Origin of the sequence: Hungatella sp. SB206, from assembly GCF_051132295.1 — a bacterium.
In the GTDB taxonomy this organism is placed as follows: Bacteria; Bacillota; Clostridia; order Lachnospirales; family Lachnospiraceae; genus Hungatella; species Hungatella effluvii.
Map to the genome: position 1 here is coordinate 1,477,101 of NZ_CP096603.1, position 17,273 is coordinate 1,494,373.

Below are 17,273 nucleotides of genomic sequence, written 5' to 3' on the forward strand. Positions count from 1 at the left end.
GGACTGCGGTGCCACTGGTGAGGAGTGAACTGTAACTTTAATACGGAAAATACGTAATTCGCATTCCGGAATAAATTGACTTCTGCCATGGAACAATGATATAATTTTTATTTAATGAGCAAAAGGAGATAGGACATGGGAGATGACGGAATCCGCCTGAATAAATTCTTAAGCGGTGCTGGAATCTGCTCCAGAAGGGAAGCAGACCGGCTGATAGAAGAAGGTAAGGTAACGGTCGGCGGAAGAACCGCCGTTCCGGGACAGAAGATAAAAAATGGAGAAACAGTTGTCTGTAATGGACGGACAATTGCGGCAGGAACAAAGGGCGCCGAGGAGAAACCGGACCGGGTGCTCTTAGCGGTGCATAAGCCGTGCGGAATTGTCTGCACCACCTCGGACAAGGACCGTGCCCCCAATATTGTGGACATGGTGGACAGCCCTGTGCGGATTTATCCGGTGGGCCGTCTCGATAAGGATTCTGAAGGCTTGATTCTGCTGACCAATCAGGGCGATTTAGTGAACCGTCTGATGCGCGGCAGCAACGGCCATGAGAAAGAGTATCTCGTGTTTATTGACCGGCCGGTGAAACCGGAATTTATTCAGAAGATGAAAAAGGGAGTCTTTCTTCCGGAGCTGGATGTGACGACAAAGCCGTGTTTCGCAGAGATGACGGGAGAAAAATCGTTCCGCATTGTACTGACCCAGGGACTGAATCGCCAGATCCGCAGGATGTGCGAGCAGCTGGGCTGCAAGGTGCGAAAACTGAAGCGTGTCAGAATCATGAATATAGAGCTGGGCGATCTAAAAGCCGGTGAATCACGGCCTGTATCGAAGAAGGAATACGCGGAGCTGATGCGCCGGCTGGAAGATACATCCGGCCTCTCCTTAAAAGACCGGATGGTGAATGAAAAAGATCGGGGAAAAAATGAAAAGGGCCGGAATGAAGATAGAAAAGACCGCGTCAAAAATGAATATGGCCGGAATGAAGATTTAAGAGGTCGGACGAAAAATGAATATGGCCGGAATGAAGATTTAAAAGGTCGGACGAAAAATGAAAAAGGCCGGAATGAAGATCTAAAAGGTCGGACGAAAAATGAATATGGTCGGAATGAAGATCTAAAAGGTCGGACGAAAAATGTAAAAGGCCGGTATGAAGATACAAAAGGCCGGACAAGAAATGAAAGAGGCCGAAATGAAAATCTGGAAATTCGGACAGATAAACGAAAAAAAGCCCCTGGAAAGCGGAAGTGATGCATGGAGAGGCACTTTTTCCGGTATGATAAGGAAGAGTGGTTGGTATAAGTGATCAAATAAAAAATCGCAATAGTGGTCGGATCCAGAACCCAGAAATATCGATCAGGATCATCTGTCGGAACCAGGTCCCCCAACTATTGATCAAAACTATCGATCATAAACAGCAATACAACAATCATGCATTAATAAGGAAAGAACGCAGTGAAAAGGAGATTGTAAGTGGACGAGAAAATCAGCAGAATGAAAGAACTGGCTGCCACTCTTACGGCCGCGGCGAAGACGTATTATCAGGAAAGCCGTGAGATCATGAGCAACTACGAATACGATAAATTGTACGACGAGCTGGTGGAACTGGAGAAGGAGACAGGAGTTGTGCTGTCCAAGAGCCCGACACAGAACGTAGGATATGAGGTGCTCTCCGAACTTCCGAAGGAGCGCCACGAGAGTCCCATGCTGTCGCTGGACAAGACGAAGAGCACGGCCGATTTACAGGAATGGCTGGGCGATCAGACGGGAATTCTCTCATGGAAGCTGGACGGACTGACCGTCGTCCTCACTTACAGCGGCGGAACGCTGAAGAAGGCCGTTACCCGCGGCAACGGTGAGATTGGCGAGGTCATTACCAGCAACGCCAGAGTGTTTGCGAATGTGCCGGTCACCATCTCCTTTCAGGGAGAATTGGTGCTGCGCGGCGAGGCCGTCATCCGTTATTCGGAATTCAACCGGATTAATGAGGCCATCGATGATGTGGATGCCAAATATAAGAATCCCAGAAACCTATGCAGCGGCTCGGTCCGTCAGCTGAACAGCCAGATCACGGCGGAGCGGAACGTGAATTTCGAGGCATTTGCCCTGGTTACGGCCGAGGGCGTGGATTTTAAGAACTCCCGGAAGGAACAGTTTGAGTGGCTGAAGAGACAGGGATTCGATGTGGTAGAGTACAAGACCGTTACGGCGGAGACGCTGCCGGAGGCGGTGGAAGAGTTTGCCGAAGCCGTTTCCGGCTACGATATCCCTTCCGATGGCCTGGTGCTTCTTCTGGACGACATCGCTTACGGAGAATCTCTGGGACGGACTGCCAAATTCCCGAGAAATGCGATCGCATTCAAATGGGCGGACGAGATTAAGGAGACGAAGCTGGAATATATCGAGTGGAGCCCGTCACGGACCGGTTTAATCAATCCGGTCGCCGTGTTCGAACCGGTAGAGCTGGAGGGAACCACGGTGAGCCGCGCCAGCGTACACAATTTAAGCATTATGGACTCCCTGGCCCTGGGCGAGGGCGACACCATCACGGTATATAAGGCCAACATGATTATCCCGCAGATTGCCGATAACCTGACCAGAAGCGGGAAGATCCGGATTCCGGAGGAATGTCCGGTCTGCGGCGGTAAGACGGAGGTGCGACAGGTAGGCGATGTCCGCAGCCTTTACTGCACGAATCCAGACTGCCAGGCCAAGCGCATCAAGAGCTTCGCCCTCTTTGTCAGCCGTGACGCGCTAAACATCGACGGCCTTTCGGAGGCGACTCTGGAGAAATTTATCGGCGCCGGATTTATTAAGGAGTTTGCAGATATTTTCCATCTTGACCGGCATGAGGAGACGATTACCCAGATGGAAGGCTTCGGCCGGAAGTCCTATGATAATTTAATCCGGGCGACAGAGACCGCGTCCCACACGACTCTTGCACGGATGGTTTACGGCCTTGGAATCTCCGGGATTGGCCTGGCCAATGCGAAGATGCTGTGCCGGAAGTTTAAGTTCGATTTTGACCGCATGCGTCATGCCACGGCGGAGGAGCTGATCGAGGTCGATGGAATCGGCGGAGTCTTAGCCGATGCATGGATCCGCTACTTTGGCGATGAGAAGAATCAGGAGATTGTGGACCACCTGCTCTCAGAACTCACATTTGAGCAGGAGGAGGAATCCACGGAGGAGGCCATCTTTGAGGGCATGACCTTCGTGATCACCGGAAGCGTGGAACATTTTGCCAACCGAAAGGAACTGCAGGAGGCCATCGAAGTGCGGGGAGGTAAGGCCACAGGCTCTGTAACTTCGAAGACAACGTATCTGATCAACAATGACGTGGCGTCCAATTCTTCTAAGAATAAAAAGGCCAAGGATTTAGGCGTGCCGATCATATCCGAGGAAGAGTTTATCAAGATGCTGGGGGAGTAAAATATGCCGATTAAAGTACAAAAAGATCTGCCTGCGAAGGCGATACTGGAAAAAGAGAATATCTTCATCATGGCGGAGGATCGGGCGATGAGCCAGGACATCCGCCCTCTGGAGATTCTTATTCTAAATTTGATGCCGGTGAAGGAGGACACGGAGACGCAGCTTCTGCGGGCGCTCTCCAATACTCCTCTTCAGGTGGACTGCACGTTTCTGATGCTGGCCACCCATACGTCGAAGAATACGTCGGCCAGCCATTTGAACAAGTTTTATGTTTACTTTGACGAGATTAAGAATAAGAAGTTCGATGGTATGATCATCACCGGCGCGCCTGTGGAGAACCTGGAGTATGAGGAGGTCAATTACTGGGAAGAACTTCAGACGATTATGGAATGGGGTAAGAGTCATGTGACAAGCACCTTACATATCTGCTGGGGAGCCCAGGCCGGACTCTACTACCATTACGGGATACCGAAATACAAACGGGAAAAGAAGCTTTCCGGCATTTACCGCCACAAGGTTCTGGACCGCAAGGTGCCGCTGGTACGCAGCATGGACGACTTTATCATGGCCCCGCATTCCCGCTATACAGAGGTGCGCAGAAAGGACATTGAGAAGGTGTCTGATCTGGTGATTCTTGCAGTGTCGGAGGAGGCGGGCGTCTATCTGGTGATGAAGCGCGACGGAAGCCAGGTGTTTGTCCAGGGCCATCCGGAGTACGACCGCATGACTTTGAACAATGAGTATCACAGGGATTTAACAAAGGGACTCAATCCTGAACTCCCATGCAATTACTATGAGGACAACGATCCCTTCGCAGTACCGGTGCTTTCCTGGAGGAACGCGGCGAACACGCTGTATGCCAACTGGCTGAATTTCTACGTATATCAGGAAACTCCGTATATTTTAGGCGAAGATGGATAAAATACAACCACATGAAAATGACCGCAACTCACGGGAGGGGCGGTTATTTTTGTACCTTTTCAGTACGCCCGGATACCGGATTTTCAGGTGAAAAAGGCTGCATCAATTTCGCTTGAGAGTTCCTGATTCTCATGCTATAATTTCTACATGTATTTGGAGTATGGTAAGGTGGACGGAACCTGCCTTACCGCATAAGAGCGCAATCCGAAACGAAAAATGGGGGAAAGAAACCATGAAATACGAAAATGCCGGCCAGATGAATTTTTTCTCGGAAATGGCGGAACATCAGATTTCGGCACGTGAATTTTTCAGCAACGTTCTTCTGGATTCTTTGGATAGAAATTTCGGCTTAAAGCATGTGCTGATATCCTATTTCGATACACATGGAACATTTCTTTCATGGATCAATCGGAACGGAATCCTGCTGGACTGTGAAGAGCATCCATACAGGAAATTTGTTGCAAATGATGTAATCAGGCATGTGGTTTATCAGGACGCGGTCCGTGACCACCTGACTTACTTTAATGTGATACCAAGGCTGTATAAATCCACGGATGTCATCAGCCCTGTCGATTACGCCCACTCCGCCTACGTCCGCTTTCTGGCGGAAAACTTCCATGCACATTACAGTGTGACGATGGCATTCGGCATCAACGCCTATATCCAGGTCGCCTTTTTTAAGAGTCTGGAGAACGGGGATTTTACAGACCAGGAAATTGAGGCGCTGAATGAAATCTACGTTTATGTGGCCAACTCCTATAAGAATTTCAAGAAATACGAGCAGGCCAAGATCGTGTCAAATATTCAGAGTGAGATTATTTCATCCGGTGAAAAGGCCTATTTTGTCACGGATGACTTTATGCATATCATGAGCTACAACAAGACGGCTCAGAGTTATTTAAAAGAGATTCTGGGCCCTTCCATCGCTGAGCAGATCAGCACGACCACACCGTGCAGCTGGCTGCCGTTCTTACTGGGCGGCGAGGAGAAGAATTTTACGGCGGACCGGGTCCAGACACGGGTAATTAAAAACTATATTTTTACAATCTATACGTACGATCAGAGCTATTCCAATGGAATCATCGACCGGTATCACTGGATTACCATCTCCAGGAAAGAGGAAGGAAAGCTGCTGGAAGGCTCCGGGACCATGCTGCCGCTGACACAGGCGGAGCAGCGGGTTGCAGAGCTCATGTACAATGGACTGACCTACAAGGCCATTGCTGATGAGCTTGTGATCAGCTATCATACAGTGAAGAAGCATGTACAGAATATCTATACCAAGTGTGGAGTAAAAAGCCGCTTTCAGTTATATAAGTGGCTGGAAAACAGAGAGCAGTAGGTTATCAGGATGCAAGCAGAGGGAAAGGTAATAAGGTCTGATGTATGGAGCGGAGGAAGGCTGGAGTAAAGAAGAACGGGTCATACCGGTGGATATTCGTAGTATTTATAGTGATCTGTATTTTAGCAAGTGCTTTTAGTTTTTTGTATTACAGGAACCTGCATAAGACCATAAGAGAAGAGAGCAAAGGATATCTTCAGGAGGTTTCCAGAAGGGTCGCCGCCAATCTTGACCGCATTACGAAAGATAATTTCGCCATGCTTAACATGATGGGAGCATCTCTGGAGACGACGGAGCCTGAGACGATGGAGGAAGTCAGGCAGCTTTTACAGAAGCAGCAGGGGTTTGGCGAGTTTGAAACAATCATGCTGGTGGAGGAATCCGGGAGAGCATACAATATTGCGGACAGCAAATCGGTATTTTTTTCCTTCGATGATGCCATGCTCGACAGCATGCTGGCCTATAAGTCCGCGATTGCAAAAGCCCAGATTATGGACAATAAAGAGTACTTTGTTTTTGCCGTTTCCCTGAATCATGTTGCGGTCGGTGGGGAAAAGATTATGGCGCTGGCCGCCTGTTATGACCCGGATACGCTGAATCAGGTGCTGTCGATGACCTCTTTTAACGGGCAGGCATATTCTCAGATTATCACGAAATCGGGGACGCTTGTGACAAAGGCCAGCTTCCCATTTGCCATAAAGAGCGGTTATAATATTTTTTCCACACTTCAGAATGCGCAGATGGATGAAAAAGAGAGTCTGGCGAAAGTAAACAGCGACATTGAAAATAATGTCGCGGACCAGATCAGTTTTTCTTTAGACGGTGTACATAGATACATGGTTTATACGCCCATTCAGCCGGACGATTGGTATCTTCTGACCTTTGTTCCGTTTCAGGCGGTGAACGAGAAGTCGGATATGCTGCTGGTTATGACTCTGCGTATCTGCGGGCTGCTTGTAATTCTGTTTTGCGGGCTTGTGGCCATTCTGTTCTGGATCTTCCGTGCGAATAAAAGAAAGCTGGAGAGACTCGCTTACGTGGATGGGATAACCGAGGGGAATACCATACAGAGGTTTTATGAGCTGGCAGCCGAAAGGATGGAGTCTGTCCCGGAACAGAAGTATGCACTGGTCTATACCAATATAGAAAATTTCAAAATTCTGAACGCACAGATCGGCCGGAAAAACTGCGATATGATCCTAAAGCAGTTTTACAAATATTTATCCTCTGTACTGAATAAAAACGAATGTATGGGCAGGCTGTTTGCCGATAATTTCTGTATCATGCTGATCTGCCGGAGTGAAGAGGAGATGATAGAGAGATTCGAAGACTGGTCGGCCGGAGCCGAGGCGAATATCGGCAGACTGAATCCCGCATGGGGGATGCCCCAGATCGAATTGGGCGTCTATGTGATCGAGAATAAGGATATGCCGTTTCCGGAGATGATCGACAGGGCGAAGCTTGCGCTGAAGGAGACGCTGCGGCAGGCCGGCAGCAAGATGCGGTATGCTTTTTACGATGACGCTGCCCGTTCCCGTATGTTCCGGGAGAAGCAGCTGTCGGATGTGATGGAGGATGCTCTGAAAAACAGGGAATTCCAGGTGTACTTACAGCCCAAATACCACCTTCCAGAGGAAAAGATCGACGGGGCGGAAGCGCTGGTGCGTTGGTGCAGCAGGGCGGAGGGAATGATCTATCCGGACGAATTTATCCCATTGTTTGAAAAAAACGGGTTTGTCGTTACGCTGGATCTGTGGGTGTTTGAGGAGGTCTGCCGCACCTTATGTTCCTGGACAGATCGCGGAGTGAAGCCGGTGAAGATCTCTGTCAACTGTTCCCGCGTTCACTTTAAAAATGAGAAGTTCTTACAGGCCTATCTGGCCATCGCAGAACAATATCAGATTGACAGGAGCCTGATTGAGATTGAGCTTACGGAGAGTGTGGTTTTTGAAGATACAGAGCGCCTGATTAAGATCATTGAACAAATCAGGGCAGCGGGATTCGGTTGTTCGATGGATGATTTCGGGAGCGGCTACTCTTCTTTGAATCTTATTCAGTCGATTCCGGTTGATACCTTAAAGATTGATAAGGTATTTTTCAAAGATAAGACAATGGAATTAGACCGTCTGAAGGCTGTGGTTGGCGGCATCATCCGCATGTCCCACTCCCTTTCGATGGTGACAGTCGCGGAAGGCGTGGAGTACAGGGAACAGGTGGAGATGCTGAAGCAGGAAGGCTGCGACTACATTCAGGGGTATATATTTGATAAACCCATGAACATTGCGTTGTTTGAACAGAAGGCTTTTGGTGAAAGTTTAGCGGAGGTGCGCAAAAGTGATCCGTTGGGAGAACCGGAGTAAAGTTAAGAAGGCGGGATTGATCGGCCTCGCGTGCGGCATGCTGTTTCTGACCGCATGCGGAGGAAAAAAGGATAGCGGCAGCTATGACATCATTTCTCAGAAAAAGGTGGAAGATGGCAGAACTGCTGTAACCGTTCTGGTAAAATATGCGTTTAGCATCAACAGCTTTGAAAAAGCAGTGGAAGAAAAATTCCCGGATATCGATATTGTCCAGATTGGTAATTATACTCCGGACATGGGGATTGAAGAATACAGCCGGAGGCTGGAGCACGACGATCTGACGGATATCGTGATGACGTGGCCGTTGGAGGTAGGGGAGGAATATTGGGCGGATAGACTTCTGGATTTGTCTGGTGAAGATTTTACGAGCCGATACAAGCTTTCGATATTAAACAGTATTTCCAGGGCTGGAACACTTTTTTATCTGCCGGGACCTTCTCAGGTGAGAGGGATTCTGTATAATAAGACTCTGTTTCAGGAAAACGGCTGGGAGGTTCCCTGTAATTACGAAGAGTTTGTGGAGCTCTGTAAAACCATAGAAGCCAGTGGAATCCGGTCGATTCAATTGGGATTTGAGAATTCAGAGGTCTTAAATACGGCATTTACCGGTTTTAATTTTGGCAGCTGCTTCAGCAGGCCGGAGGATCAGCAGTGGATAGCGAATTATAACAAGGGAACCGGCAGCTTCGGGGATCATTTCGGCCCGGCGTTAGACGTCTTTCAGCAGATGACAGAGGAAGGAATCTGGAAGGCCTCTGATTTGGAGGTGGAGTACTCCAAACGGGAGACCATGCTTTACGCCAGGGAGTGTGCCATGGTCGAGGACTCTGCGCTTCTGGCCAGAAGAGGGCATGAAATTTCCAAAATGGGTGATGAGTTTGCGCTTATGCCGTTTTTTAATCCAGGCAGCAGCAACGACTGGGCACGGCTTTATATGGTATGTTATGTGGGAGTGAACAAACATTTGGCGGAGCCTGAAAATCGCGATAAGTATAGTCAGGTGATGAAGATTATGGATTTCATTTCCACGCCGGAGGGACAGGAGGCCATGATGGCAGACACCGGAGCGATGTTTTCCAGTCTGAACAACACGGACCTGCCGGATGTCCCTGAAATAGAATCGTTAATTCCGGTCCTGCGCGCCGGCCGTTACGCGGTGTTCGGCCAGCTGGAATATGCGCAGGAAGCGCTGGAGGAAGGCCTGGCGGGTATGCTGAGGGAAGAGAAGACAAAAGAAGACGTGATTCAGATGGTGGATGAGCAAAATAAAAAGCCTGTTCATAAGGTTGATCCGGAGATATATGGAACAGCGGCTTCTGACTTCACTCTGATTCAGACGGGAAATTTTATTACGGACGCCATGCGCGGGCAGAGCGGTGCGGAGATCGCCCTGTTCATGGATAATGGGAAAGACGGCTTATATAACGGCAAGGGACTGAGCGGCAGACTCTACAAAGGTGATGTGACGAATGTGGATTTAAAATGCATTCTTCCGGACCTGAAGAGTCCCGATACCGGAGAGATGCGTGTAATAAAAATAACCGGAGAAAACCTGATCGAGACTCTGGAAAAATCAATTGTTGTGGAGAATCAGTCCGGCTGGTTCTACTATTTTTCAGGACTTTCCATGAGCTATGACCCCACCGCAGAACCGGGAAAGCGAATTGGGACAATACAGACAGCAGATGGAAATGCGATCGATAAGGAGAAGGTCTATACGGTTGCCATTATGGATACCATAGTTCCGGAAAGCTTTATCCTTGAGAGTGAGAGTACCGGCATGACGGTTTATGATGTGCTGGTGAAGACGCTGGAGGAGAAACAGACTATAGAACCGGTAGAGGATGGACGGTTTGCGGTCAGGTAGGGGCTGTATTGGAGAAAATTGTTTTTATATAAATGAGATAGATGTGTAAGAAGAGAATAGCTCAATCAGAGATGGTTTATTTCCTGATTGAGCTTTTTTTGTTTTGTATGAGCCGGAAAACCGCTTTAGCGATTCCGAAAGACTCCCATTTCCCTGTCGAAATAGGGAACATTCCCTATACGAAATACTACAGATGGCCACTTTTTTCAGTACGTCGGGTTTGATATAATTTTAACATACAAAACAACCCCGGGACAACGAAAGAGAGATACAATCAATCAGAAGTACCGGAGAGAACGACCATTGGGAGGAGGGGGCCGCTTGTCACAACAGGGAATTATTTTCAATATTCAGCGTTTCACAATCCATGACGGACCGGGGATGCGGACGGAATTGTTTCTAAAAGGCTGTCCGCTGCGATGCAGATGGTGCAGCAATCCCGAGAGCTGGACTGCGCATATCCAGCCGGGCATCTATAAAAGCAAATGCATTTCCCGCAAGAACTGCGGTTCGTGCGAGGAAGCCTGTCCGGCAGAAGGCACGCTTAAATTTACACGCGGGAAGCTGACTTTCATCGACAGAAGTACATGCACCAACTGTCTGGCCTGCTATCAGGCGTGTCCGTCGGACGCGATCAAGCAGTGGGGGCAGTCGATGTCCGTGGAAGACTGCATGAAGGAGATCCGAAAGGACCGGGGTTATTACGACCGTTCCGGCGGGGGCGTTACCGTATCCGGAGGGGAACCGCTGATTCAGAGCGATTTTGTGGCGGAGCTGTTTCAGGCGTGCAAGGAAGAGGGGATCCATACCTGCTGTGAATCCACATTCTGCGCTGACTGGAAGGAAGTCGAGAAGGTTCTGCCGTATACGGACCTCATTATCTCCGATATCAAGCACATGGACAGCAGGATTCATAAAGAATACACGGGAGCAGGCAACGAAAGAATCCTGGAAAATCTAAAGAGACTGGCCGGCGGGGACCGGGAACTGATCCTTCGGATTCCGGTGATCCCCAATGTCAACGATGATATGGCCAACATAGAAGCCACAGCCGATTTTATCATAAACGAGCTGGGCGGCCGCGTCAGAACGCTGCAGCTTTTAAGCTTCATGCGTCTTGGGGAAGAGAAATACGCCTCCCTGGGAATGCCCTATCAGATGGAGGACGTGAAGATCAACAGAAAGGTCTTTCAGAAGCATGTGGGCGAGCTTGCAGAGTATTTTAACAGCCGGGGAATTCACTGCCTGGTGGGAACAAAGGAAAAACAGTAAACCAATTTATATCATATTTTCAGGAGGAATTGCAATGAACGAGAATCACACAAACGCGTGTGGAACAGAACCTTTCGATCATGTCTACAGTCTGGGTTACCAGGTTCACCATGAAGACTGGTCCCCATTTCCAAGGGTAAACATGCTCAGACAGACGTTTTTAGACAGACCTTATGAGGTCGATGTGGAGCGGTTAAGGCTGGTGACGGAAAGCTATAAAGAGCATGAAGTCTGTCCCCGTAAGCTTCAGTGTGCCTATGCCTTTGAGAACATTTTGCGTGGTACGAAGCTGTATATTGATGACGGAGATCTGATTCTGGGTGAGATCGCCGCGCCGCCCAAGGCATCGCCGATCTATCCGGAGTTTTCCGTGAACTGGATCATCGAAGAGATCCTTCACTCCCCGTTTGAGGAGCGCGAACACGACCAGTTCTACATAAGAAATGACGAAGAGAGAAAAGAAATTATCGAACTGTGCAAATACTGGCAGGGCAGAACCGTGGATGATTTAATCAATGTGCGGCTGGAGGAAGAGCAGATTAAGGGTTCCGAAGCAGGAAAGAAGATCTTCCAGACGAACCTGTACCATTTCGCAGGCGCCGGACATCTGGCTATCGATTACGCGAAGCTGATGAATATAGGTTACAATGGCCTGATCGAAAATGCCAAAGCGGGTCTGGAGAAGCTGGATAAGAGAGATCCGGAATACGGCGACAAGCGGGATACCTACCAGGCTATGATTATCATGCATGAGGCTGCGAAAAAATACATTATGCGCTATGCGAAGCTGGCTGATGAGTATGCCGCAGGAGAGCAGGACCCGGTGAGAAAGAAAGAGCTGGAAGTCATGGCGGATAACTGCCGTCAGATCGCAGGCGGTGTGCCGAAGACGTTCTGGCAGGCAATGCAGTTATTTAATATAGCCACAACACTCATTCAGGTTGAGAGCAACGGCCACTCCATTTCCTACGGCCGTATGGATCAGTGGCTGTATCCGTACTATGAGGCGGACATGAAAAACGGCACCATCACAAAGGAATTTGTCCTGGAACTGATTGAGGTCGAATACGTAAAGATGAACAACCCGACCAAGTTAAAGGATAAGGGAAGTATGGCTGTGCGCAACGGCCGCGGTTTCGGAGGCGAGAGCCTGACCATAGGCGGCGTGGACAGAGACGGCAATGACGCCACCAATGACTTGACGATGCTGATGCTGGAAGGCTCCGCCCATACCCGCATGATGAATCCGTGGGTCTGCGTGCGTATGCATGAAAATACCCCCTATGAGCTAAAGGTCAAGACCGTGGAATGTATCCGCGCAGGCTACGGCCATCCAAAGCTTTTCAACGATGCCCCGGCGATCAAGGGCATGATGAGAAAAGGCATGACCCTGGAAGAAGCGAGAGATTACTGTGTCGTAGGCTGTGTGGAGATTGATCTTCCCGGCAAGGAGTACGGCTGGCACGACGCCGCCTACGTCAACACGGCGAAGATGATGGAAATGGTATTAAACGGCGGACGCTGTCTGGACTGCGGACCTCACTGTGCAAGATGGGAGAAATGCGGCGCCCTCGGCGGCCATCTGGGACCGGATACCGGAAGCCTGGATACCTATCAGAGCTTCGACGAGGTTCTCGAAAGTGTAGATAAACAGTTTGCTTACTGGACCGATCAGATGTGCAGCAGCTTGAATATCATTGACAACGCCCACCGCGCTTTAAAGCCTGTACCTTATGTATCCGCATTTTATGAGGACTGCATGGAATCGGGCAGGGACTTGACGGAAGGCGGAGCCAAGTATAACGGCACCGGTCCGCAGGCCAGCGGCATGGCAACCTGCGCGGACAGCCTGGCTACGATCAAGCAGCTCGTGTTTGATGAGAAGCGCTGTACCGGTTCTGAACTGCTTGCAGCGGTGAAGGACAACTGGAAAGGCCATGATAAGCTTTACGCCCTTGTAAACAGCTCCAAGGTTCACCACTACGGCAACGACGATGACTATGCGGATGAATTGTTCCGCTACATGTTCGAATGCTACTGCAGACATATCAGAGGAAGAAAGAATCCGAGAGGCGGCGAGTTCAGCCCGGGAGTCTACTCGGTCAATGCCAACGTGGCCATGGGCTTGAATACCAACGCATCCGTGGATGGCCGTAAGGCGGGAGAGGCGATCTCCGACAACATGGGACCGGTTCATACCGACGGCGGCTCCCACGATATCTGCGGCCCCACAGCGCTTGTGAATTCCCTGACAAAGGTGGACCACTCCCTGGCGTCCAACGGCACGCTGATGAACTTAAGATTCCCGGAGGAATCTGTTGCCGGCGTCGAGGGAAGAGACACTCTGATCGGATTTATCGATGAGTATATGGCAAAGCAGGCGATGCATGTCCAGTTCAATATCATGAGCTCCGCGACAATGCGGGCGGCGCAGAAGAAGCCGGAGGACTACAAAGACATGCTTGTGCGAGTGGCCGGATACAGCGCGTACTTTGTCGAACTGGGCAAGCCGCTGCAGAAGGATTTGATTCAGCGTACAGAGCTTCATTTCTAAAATACACGGAATATATATAGGGGGATATTATGACTTTTGAGTTTGATTTTATACTGGTTGGCTTGATGCAGATTTTTGGATTCTTTGTACAGGGATGTACGGGATTTGGCTGTACCGTTATCGCCGCGGCGGTTACGAACGGACTTCTGGGAACCGCGGAGGGGGTACCATACGGAACTCTCCTCACAATTCCATTCTTATACTATCTGGGCGTGAAGGCGTGGCGTGAGGTTTCCTGGAAAGATTTGGTGAAAATCGTTGCACTGTGTGCGCCGGGAATCCTGATCGGCAATTATCTGTTTTACAAGATCAGCCCGACGACCGCGAAGATCTGTATCGGCGCCATGGTTACCATCATAGCATTGATGAACATTTATAAGCACATCATCAGGCCGCTGGTTCTGAAAAAAACAGATGAGGAAGACGCGCCCGACACAACCGGCAGGAAGATTTTCCGCTACGGCTGTCTCATATTAGGCGGTATCGTTCACGGCGCATTTACCATCGGCGGCCCGCTGATTACGGTTTACACCATCGAGGCGGTAAAGGATAAAGAAAAATTCCGCAACACGATGAACATGGTATGGGTGGTCTTAAATACCTGGAACATCTATACCCAGTTCCGCAACGGCGCATTTACCCCCCGCATGTGGAGCGCTCTGGGAATCGGCCTTCCCTGTGCCGCCATCGGATTCTTCCTCGGCATGGGCTTCTTAAAGAGAATTAACCGTGAGCAGTTCCTGCGTATCGTATACTTAGTACTTCTGTTTATCGGCGCAAACATGCTGATCACCAGCCTGATGGCAGTTTTGTAAAAAGGAGAAGAACAATGAAAGATTTTCGTTTTAAAATACCTCAAAATATTGAATTTGGATTGGGAAGCTTAAAAAAGCTTCCCGAGATCCTGAAAGAAAACGAGTCGGAGCACGTATTCTTAATCTCTGACCGCGGACTGGAGAAAATCGGCGTGGTAGGAAAGATTCAGGACATCATCGAAGAGGGAGGAATCCGGTATACATCCTATCTGGATGTCATTCCGAATCCAACCACCGATATCGTCAATGAAGCGGCTGCTCTCTATAAAGAATGCGGAGCGACCAGCATCGTCGCTCTTGGCGGCGGCAGCTCGATGGACGTGGCGAAGGCCGTGGGCGTGCTGGCGAACTACGGCGGCAGCATTACGGACTATGAGGGAAATCATAAGGTTCCCGGCCCGATTGTGCCGATGATTGCGATCCCCACAACAGCGGGAACCGGCAGTGAGGTAACCGCTTCCGCAGTTATCACGGACGAATCCAGAAATTACAAGCTGTCGGTGTTCAGCTATGAAATCCTGCCGAAATACGCGGTTCTGGATCCGGAACTGATTATGACGGCGCCTGCGTCCATCGCTGCGGCCTGCGGTGTCGACGCACTGATTCACGCCATTGAGGCGTATATTTCCGTCAATGCCTCCCCGTTCTCGGATGCAATGGCTGAAAAAGCAATGGAATTAATCGGCGGAAACCTCCGTCAGTTTGTCGCAAACAGAAAGAATGAGGAGGCGGCCAGCGCCATGATGGCAGGCAGCAATTTTGCAGGAATCTCATTTGCATGGGCCAGACTCGGCAATGTACACGCAATGAGCCACCCGGTAAGCGCCTACTTTCATGTCCCCCACGGCGTTGCAAATTCCATTCTGCTTCCAACAGTTCTGGAATACAACGCCCTTGCCGACAACGGCCGTTATGAAGTGATTTATAATTATATCCGCCAGGGCAATGAAGTATTAAATGGTTTCAAACCGGAGATGCTGGTGGAAGAGATTAAAATGCTGAACGCGGACTTAGGCATTCCGAAATCACTCTCCGAGGCAGGCGTTAAAGAGGAGCTGATTCCGGCTATGGCGGAGGATGCCATGAAGAGCGGCAACATTCCGGCCAACCCGAGACAGACAAATGTAAAAGATATTATGGAACTTTATAGGAAAGCATTATAAAATAGGATTGTTTTAAAGGGCATCCCAGATGTTCAGATGGTTATCCGGCATTTGGGATGTACTTTTTCAACCTTGATTGACAAAAAAAAGACAATATCCGTGGGATATTGAGAGAAACTATAAAACGGGGAGACACTAGAATGAGTACGAGTGCAGATAAGAAAAAACGGATCGGATGGGCAGTCAGCATACTGATTCCTGTCATCATTGCTTTTATTCCGGTTTCGGGGGATTTTACAGAAAGTCTGAAGCGGTTCTTTATGATTACGCTGTTTATGATTTTGATCATTGCCTTTGAGCTGTTTCCGCTGTTGGTGTCGGCGATTCTGCTTCCGTCACTGTATATTGTCAGCGGAATCGTTCCGGCCGCAACGGCTTTTGGTTCCTGGTCAAATACGACGGTTTGGATGGTCCTGGGGGGACTTATCTTCAGTACGGTACTGGATGAGTGCGGTCTTTTAAAACGGATCGCCTACTATGTTATAAGAAAATGCGGCGGAACCTACGGCGGTGTGGTTTACGGCTGCTTTGTCATTGGAATTCTTCTAAATCTGGTCACATTCTGCTATGGATGGGTGATTGCCGGCGCCCTGATCTTCGGTGTGTGCAAGGCCATGGATTTGAAGCCCTCCAGGGAATCATCGCTGGTGTGCTTCGCGGGTACCATCGGGTGTACAGGAAGCACGGTGTTTCTGTACTATCCAAGCTATTATTCCATGATTGAGACATCGCTGCAGGAGTTTGTGCCTGGATACAGCATGGGGATGTTCACCACATTCCTGTACAACGGCTGCTTCATTATCTGGTGCCTGCTGACGCTGTTTATCCTGATGAAGGTCTATAAGACGAAGAAAATGGATGGAAAGCTGAACCGTAGGATTTTTGATGAAAAATACGAGCAGCTGGGAAAGATGAGCAAAAAAGAGAAAAAGGCGGTCGCCATGATCGTGCTTCTGTTCACCTGGCTGTTTTCCTCAAACTTTACCGGCCTTCCGGCAGCCTATGGATTTATGACGATCCCGTATCTGATGTTCGTTCCGGGTATTGAAATCGGGGACAAGGAGATAATCGGAAGAATCAATTTCTCCATGATCTTCCTTGTAGCGGCCTGCCTCGGGATCGGCGTCGTGGGAGCTTCCGTTGGATTTGGGGATTTCCTGACGAATATCGCCGTGCCGTTTCTCTCCGGAAAGAGCGTGCTGGTCGTATGCATCTCCTTTATGCTGTTTGGAATGATTGCCAATTTCTTTATGACACCCCTTGCGATGCTGGGCGGACTGTCTATTCCATTTGCGCAGATCGCCGTGTCCCTGGGTATTAACCCGGTGGTGGCCTGCATGATCCTGGTGTACGCATGTGAAATGCTGTTTCTGCCGTATGAGTCCAACGGAAACCTGATTATGTACGAATACGGAATGATGCCGATGAAGGATTTTATCAAACAGGAAGGCTTAAAGACGTTAATCATGTTTGTGGGATTTATTGTTGTCATGTATCCATTATGGAATTTGTTTGGACTGATGTAGTGTATGCGGAAGCCCGGCATC

At 49.4% G+C, this 17,273-nt stretch carries 10 protein-coding genes and 1 pseudogene; all 11 read left to right on the top strand.

The genetic code is table 11. The annotated features are described in order from the left end of the window. Nucleotides 1-135: 135 nt before the first annotated feature. Nucleotides 136-897 (top strand): annotated as a pseudogene (locus M1L66_RS06475) (pseudouridine synthase); the annotation flags it as partial. A 597-nt stretch (nt 898-1,494) separates the two neighbouring features. After that, nucleotides 1,495-3,432, top strand: a complete 1,938-nt coding sequence (ligA, locus tag M1L66_RS06480) for an NAD-dependent DNA ligase LigA (RefSeq protein WP_434694209.1) — start codon at nt 1,495-1,497, stop codon at nt 3,430-3,432. 3 nt (nt 3,433-3,435) lie between these two features. Continuing rightward, the gene (gene metA, locus M1L66_RS06485; protein ID WP_187022496.1) at nt 3,436-4,353 is read left to right on the top strand and encodes a homoserine O-acetyltransferase MetA; all 918 of its coding nucleotides are present in this window, start codon (nt 3,436-3,438) and stop codon (nt 4,351-4,353) included. A gap of 232 nt (nt 4,354-4,585) precedes the next feature. Next, nucleotides 4,586-5,695 carry a response regulator transcription factor gene (locus M1L66_RS06490; protein ID WP_187022495.1) on the top strand — a complete coding sequence of 370 codons (1,110 nt, stop codon included), beginning with the start codon at nt 4,586-4,588 and terminating at the stop codon, nt 5,693-5,695. Nucleotides 5,696-5,739: 44 nt separating this feature from the next. Further along, the gene (locus M1L66_RS06495; RefSeq protein ID WP_187022494.1) at nt 5,740-8,055 is read left to right on the top strand and encodes a bifunctional diguanylate cyclase/phosphodiesterase; all 2,316 of its coding nucleotides are present in this window, start codon (nt 5,740-5,742) and stop codon (nt 8,053-8,055) included. After that, nucleotides 8,030-9,922, top strand: a complete 1,893-nt coding sequence (locus M1L66_RS06500) for an ABC transporter substrate-binding protein (RefSeq protein WP_187022493.1) — start codon at nt 8,030-8,032, stop codon at nt 9,920-9,922. The genes M1L66_RS06495 and M1L66_RS06500 overlap by 26 nt, the downstream gene beginning before the upstream one ends. A 321-nt stretch (nt 9,923-10,243) precedes the next feature. Beyond that, the gene (gene hpfH / locus M1L66_RS06505) at nt 10,244-11,194 is read left to right on the top strand and encodes a (2S)-3-sulfopropanediol dehydratase activating enzyme (protein ID WP_187022492.1); all 951 of its coding nucleotides are present in this window, start codon (nt 10,244-10,246) and stop codon (nt 11,192-11,194) included. A gap of 34 nt (nt 11,195-11,228) precedes the next feature. After that, a complete protein-coding gene (gene hpfG / locus M1L66_RS06510) occupies nt 11,229-13,748 on the top strand; it encodes a (2S)-3-sulfopropanediol dehydratase (RefSeq protein ID WP_434691608.1) in 2,520 nt (839 codons plus the stop codon). A 29-nt stretch (nt 13,749-13,777) separates the two neighbouring features. After that, nucleotides 13,778-14,563 (top strand): sulfite exporter TauE/SafE family protein, encoded by a 786-nt coding sequence (locus M1L66_RS06515; RefSeq protein WP_187022490.1) that lies wholly within the window; start codon nt 13,778-13,780, stop codon nt 14,561-14,563. 14 nt (nt 14,564-14,577) lie between these two features. After that, nucleotides 14,578-15,726 carry an iron-containing alcohol dehydrogenase gene (locus tag M1L66_RS06520; protein WP_187022489.1) on the top strand — a complete coding sequence of 383 codons (1,149 nt, stop codon included), beginning with the start codon at nt 14,578-14,580 and terminating at the stop codon, nt 15,724-15,726. A 140-nt stretch (nt 15,727-15,866) separates the two neighbouring features. Continuing rightward, nucleotides 15,867-17,252 (top strand): SLC13 family permease, encoded by a 1,386-nt coding sequence (locus tag M1L66_RS06525; RefSeq protein WP_187022488.1) that lies wholly within the window; start codon nt 15,867-15,869, stop codon nt 17,250-17,252. Nucleotides 17,253-17,273 lie beyond the last annotated feature (21 nt).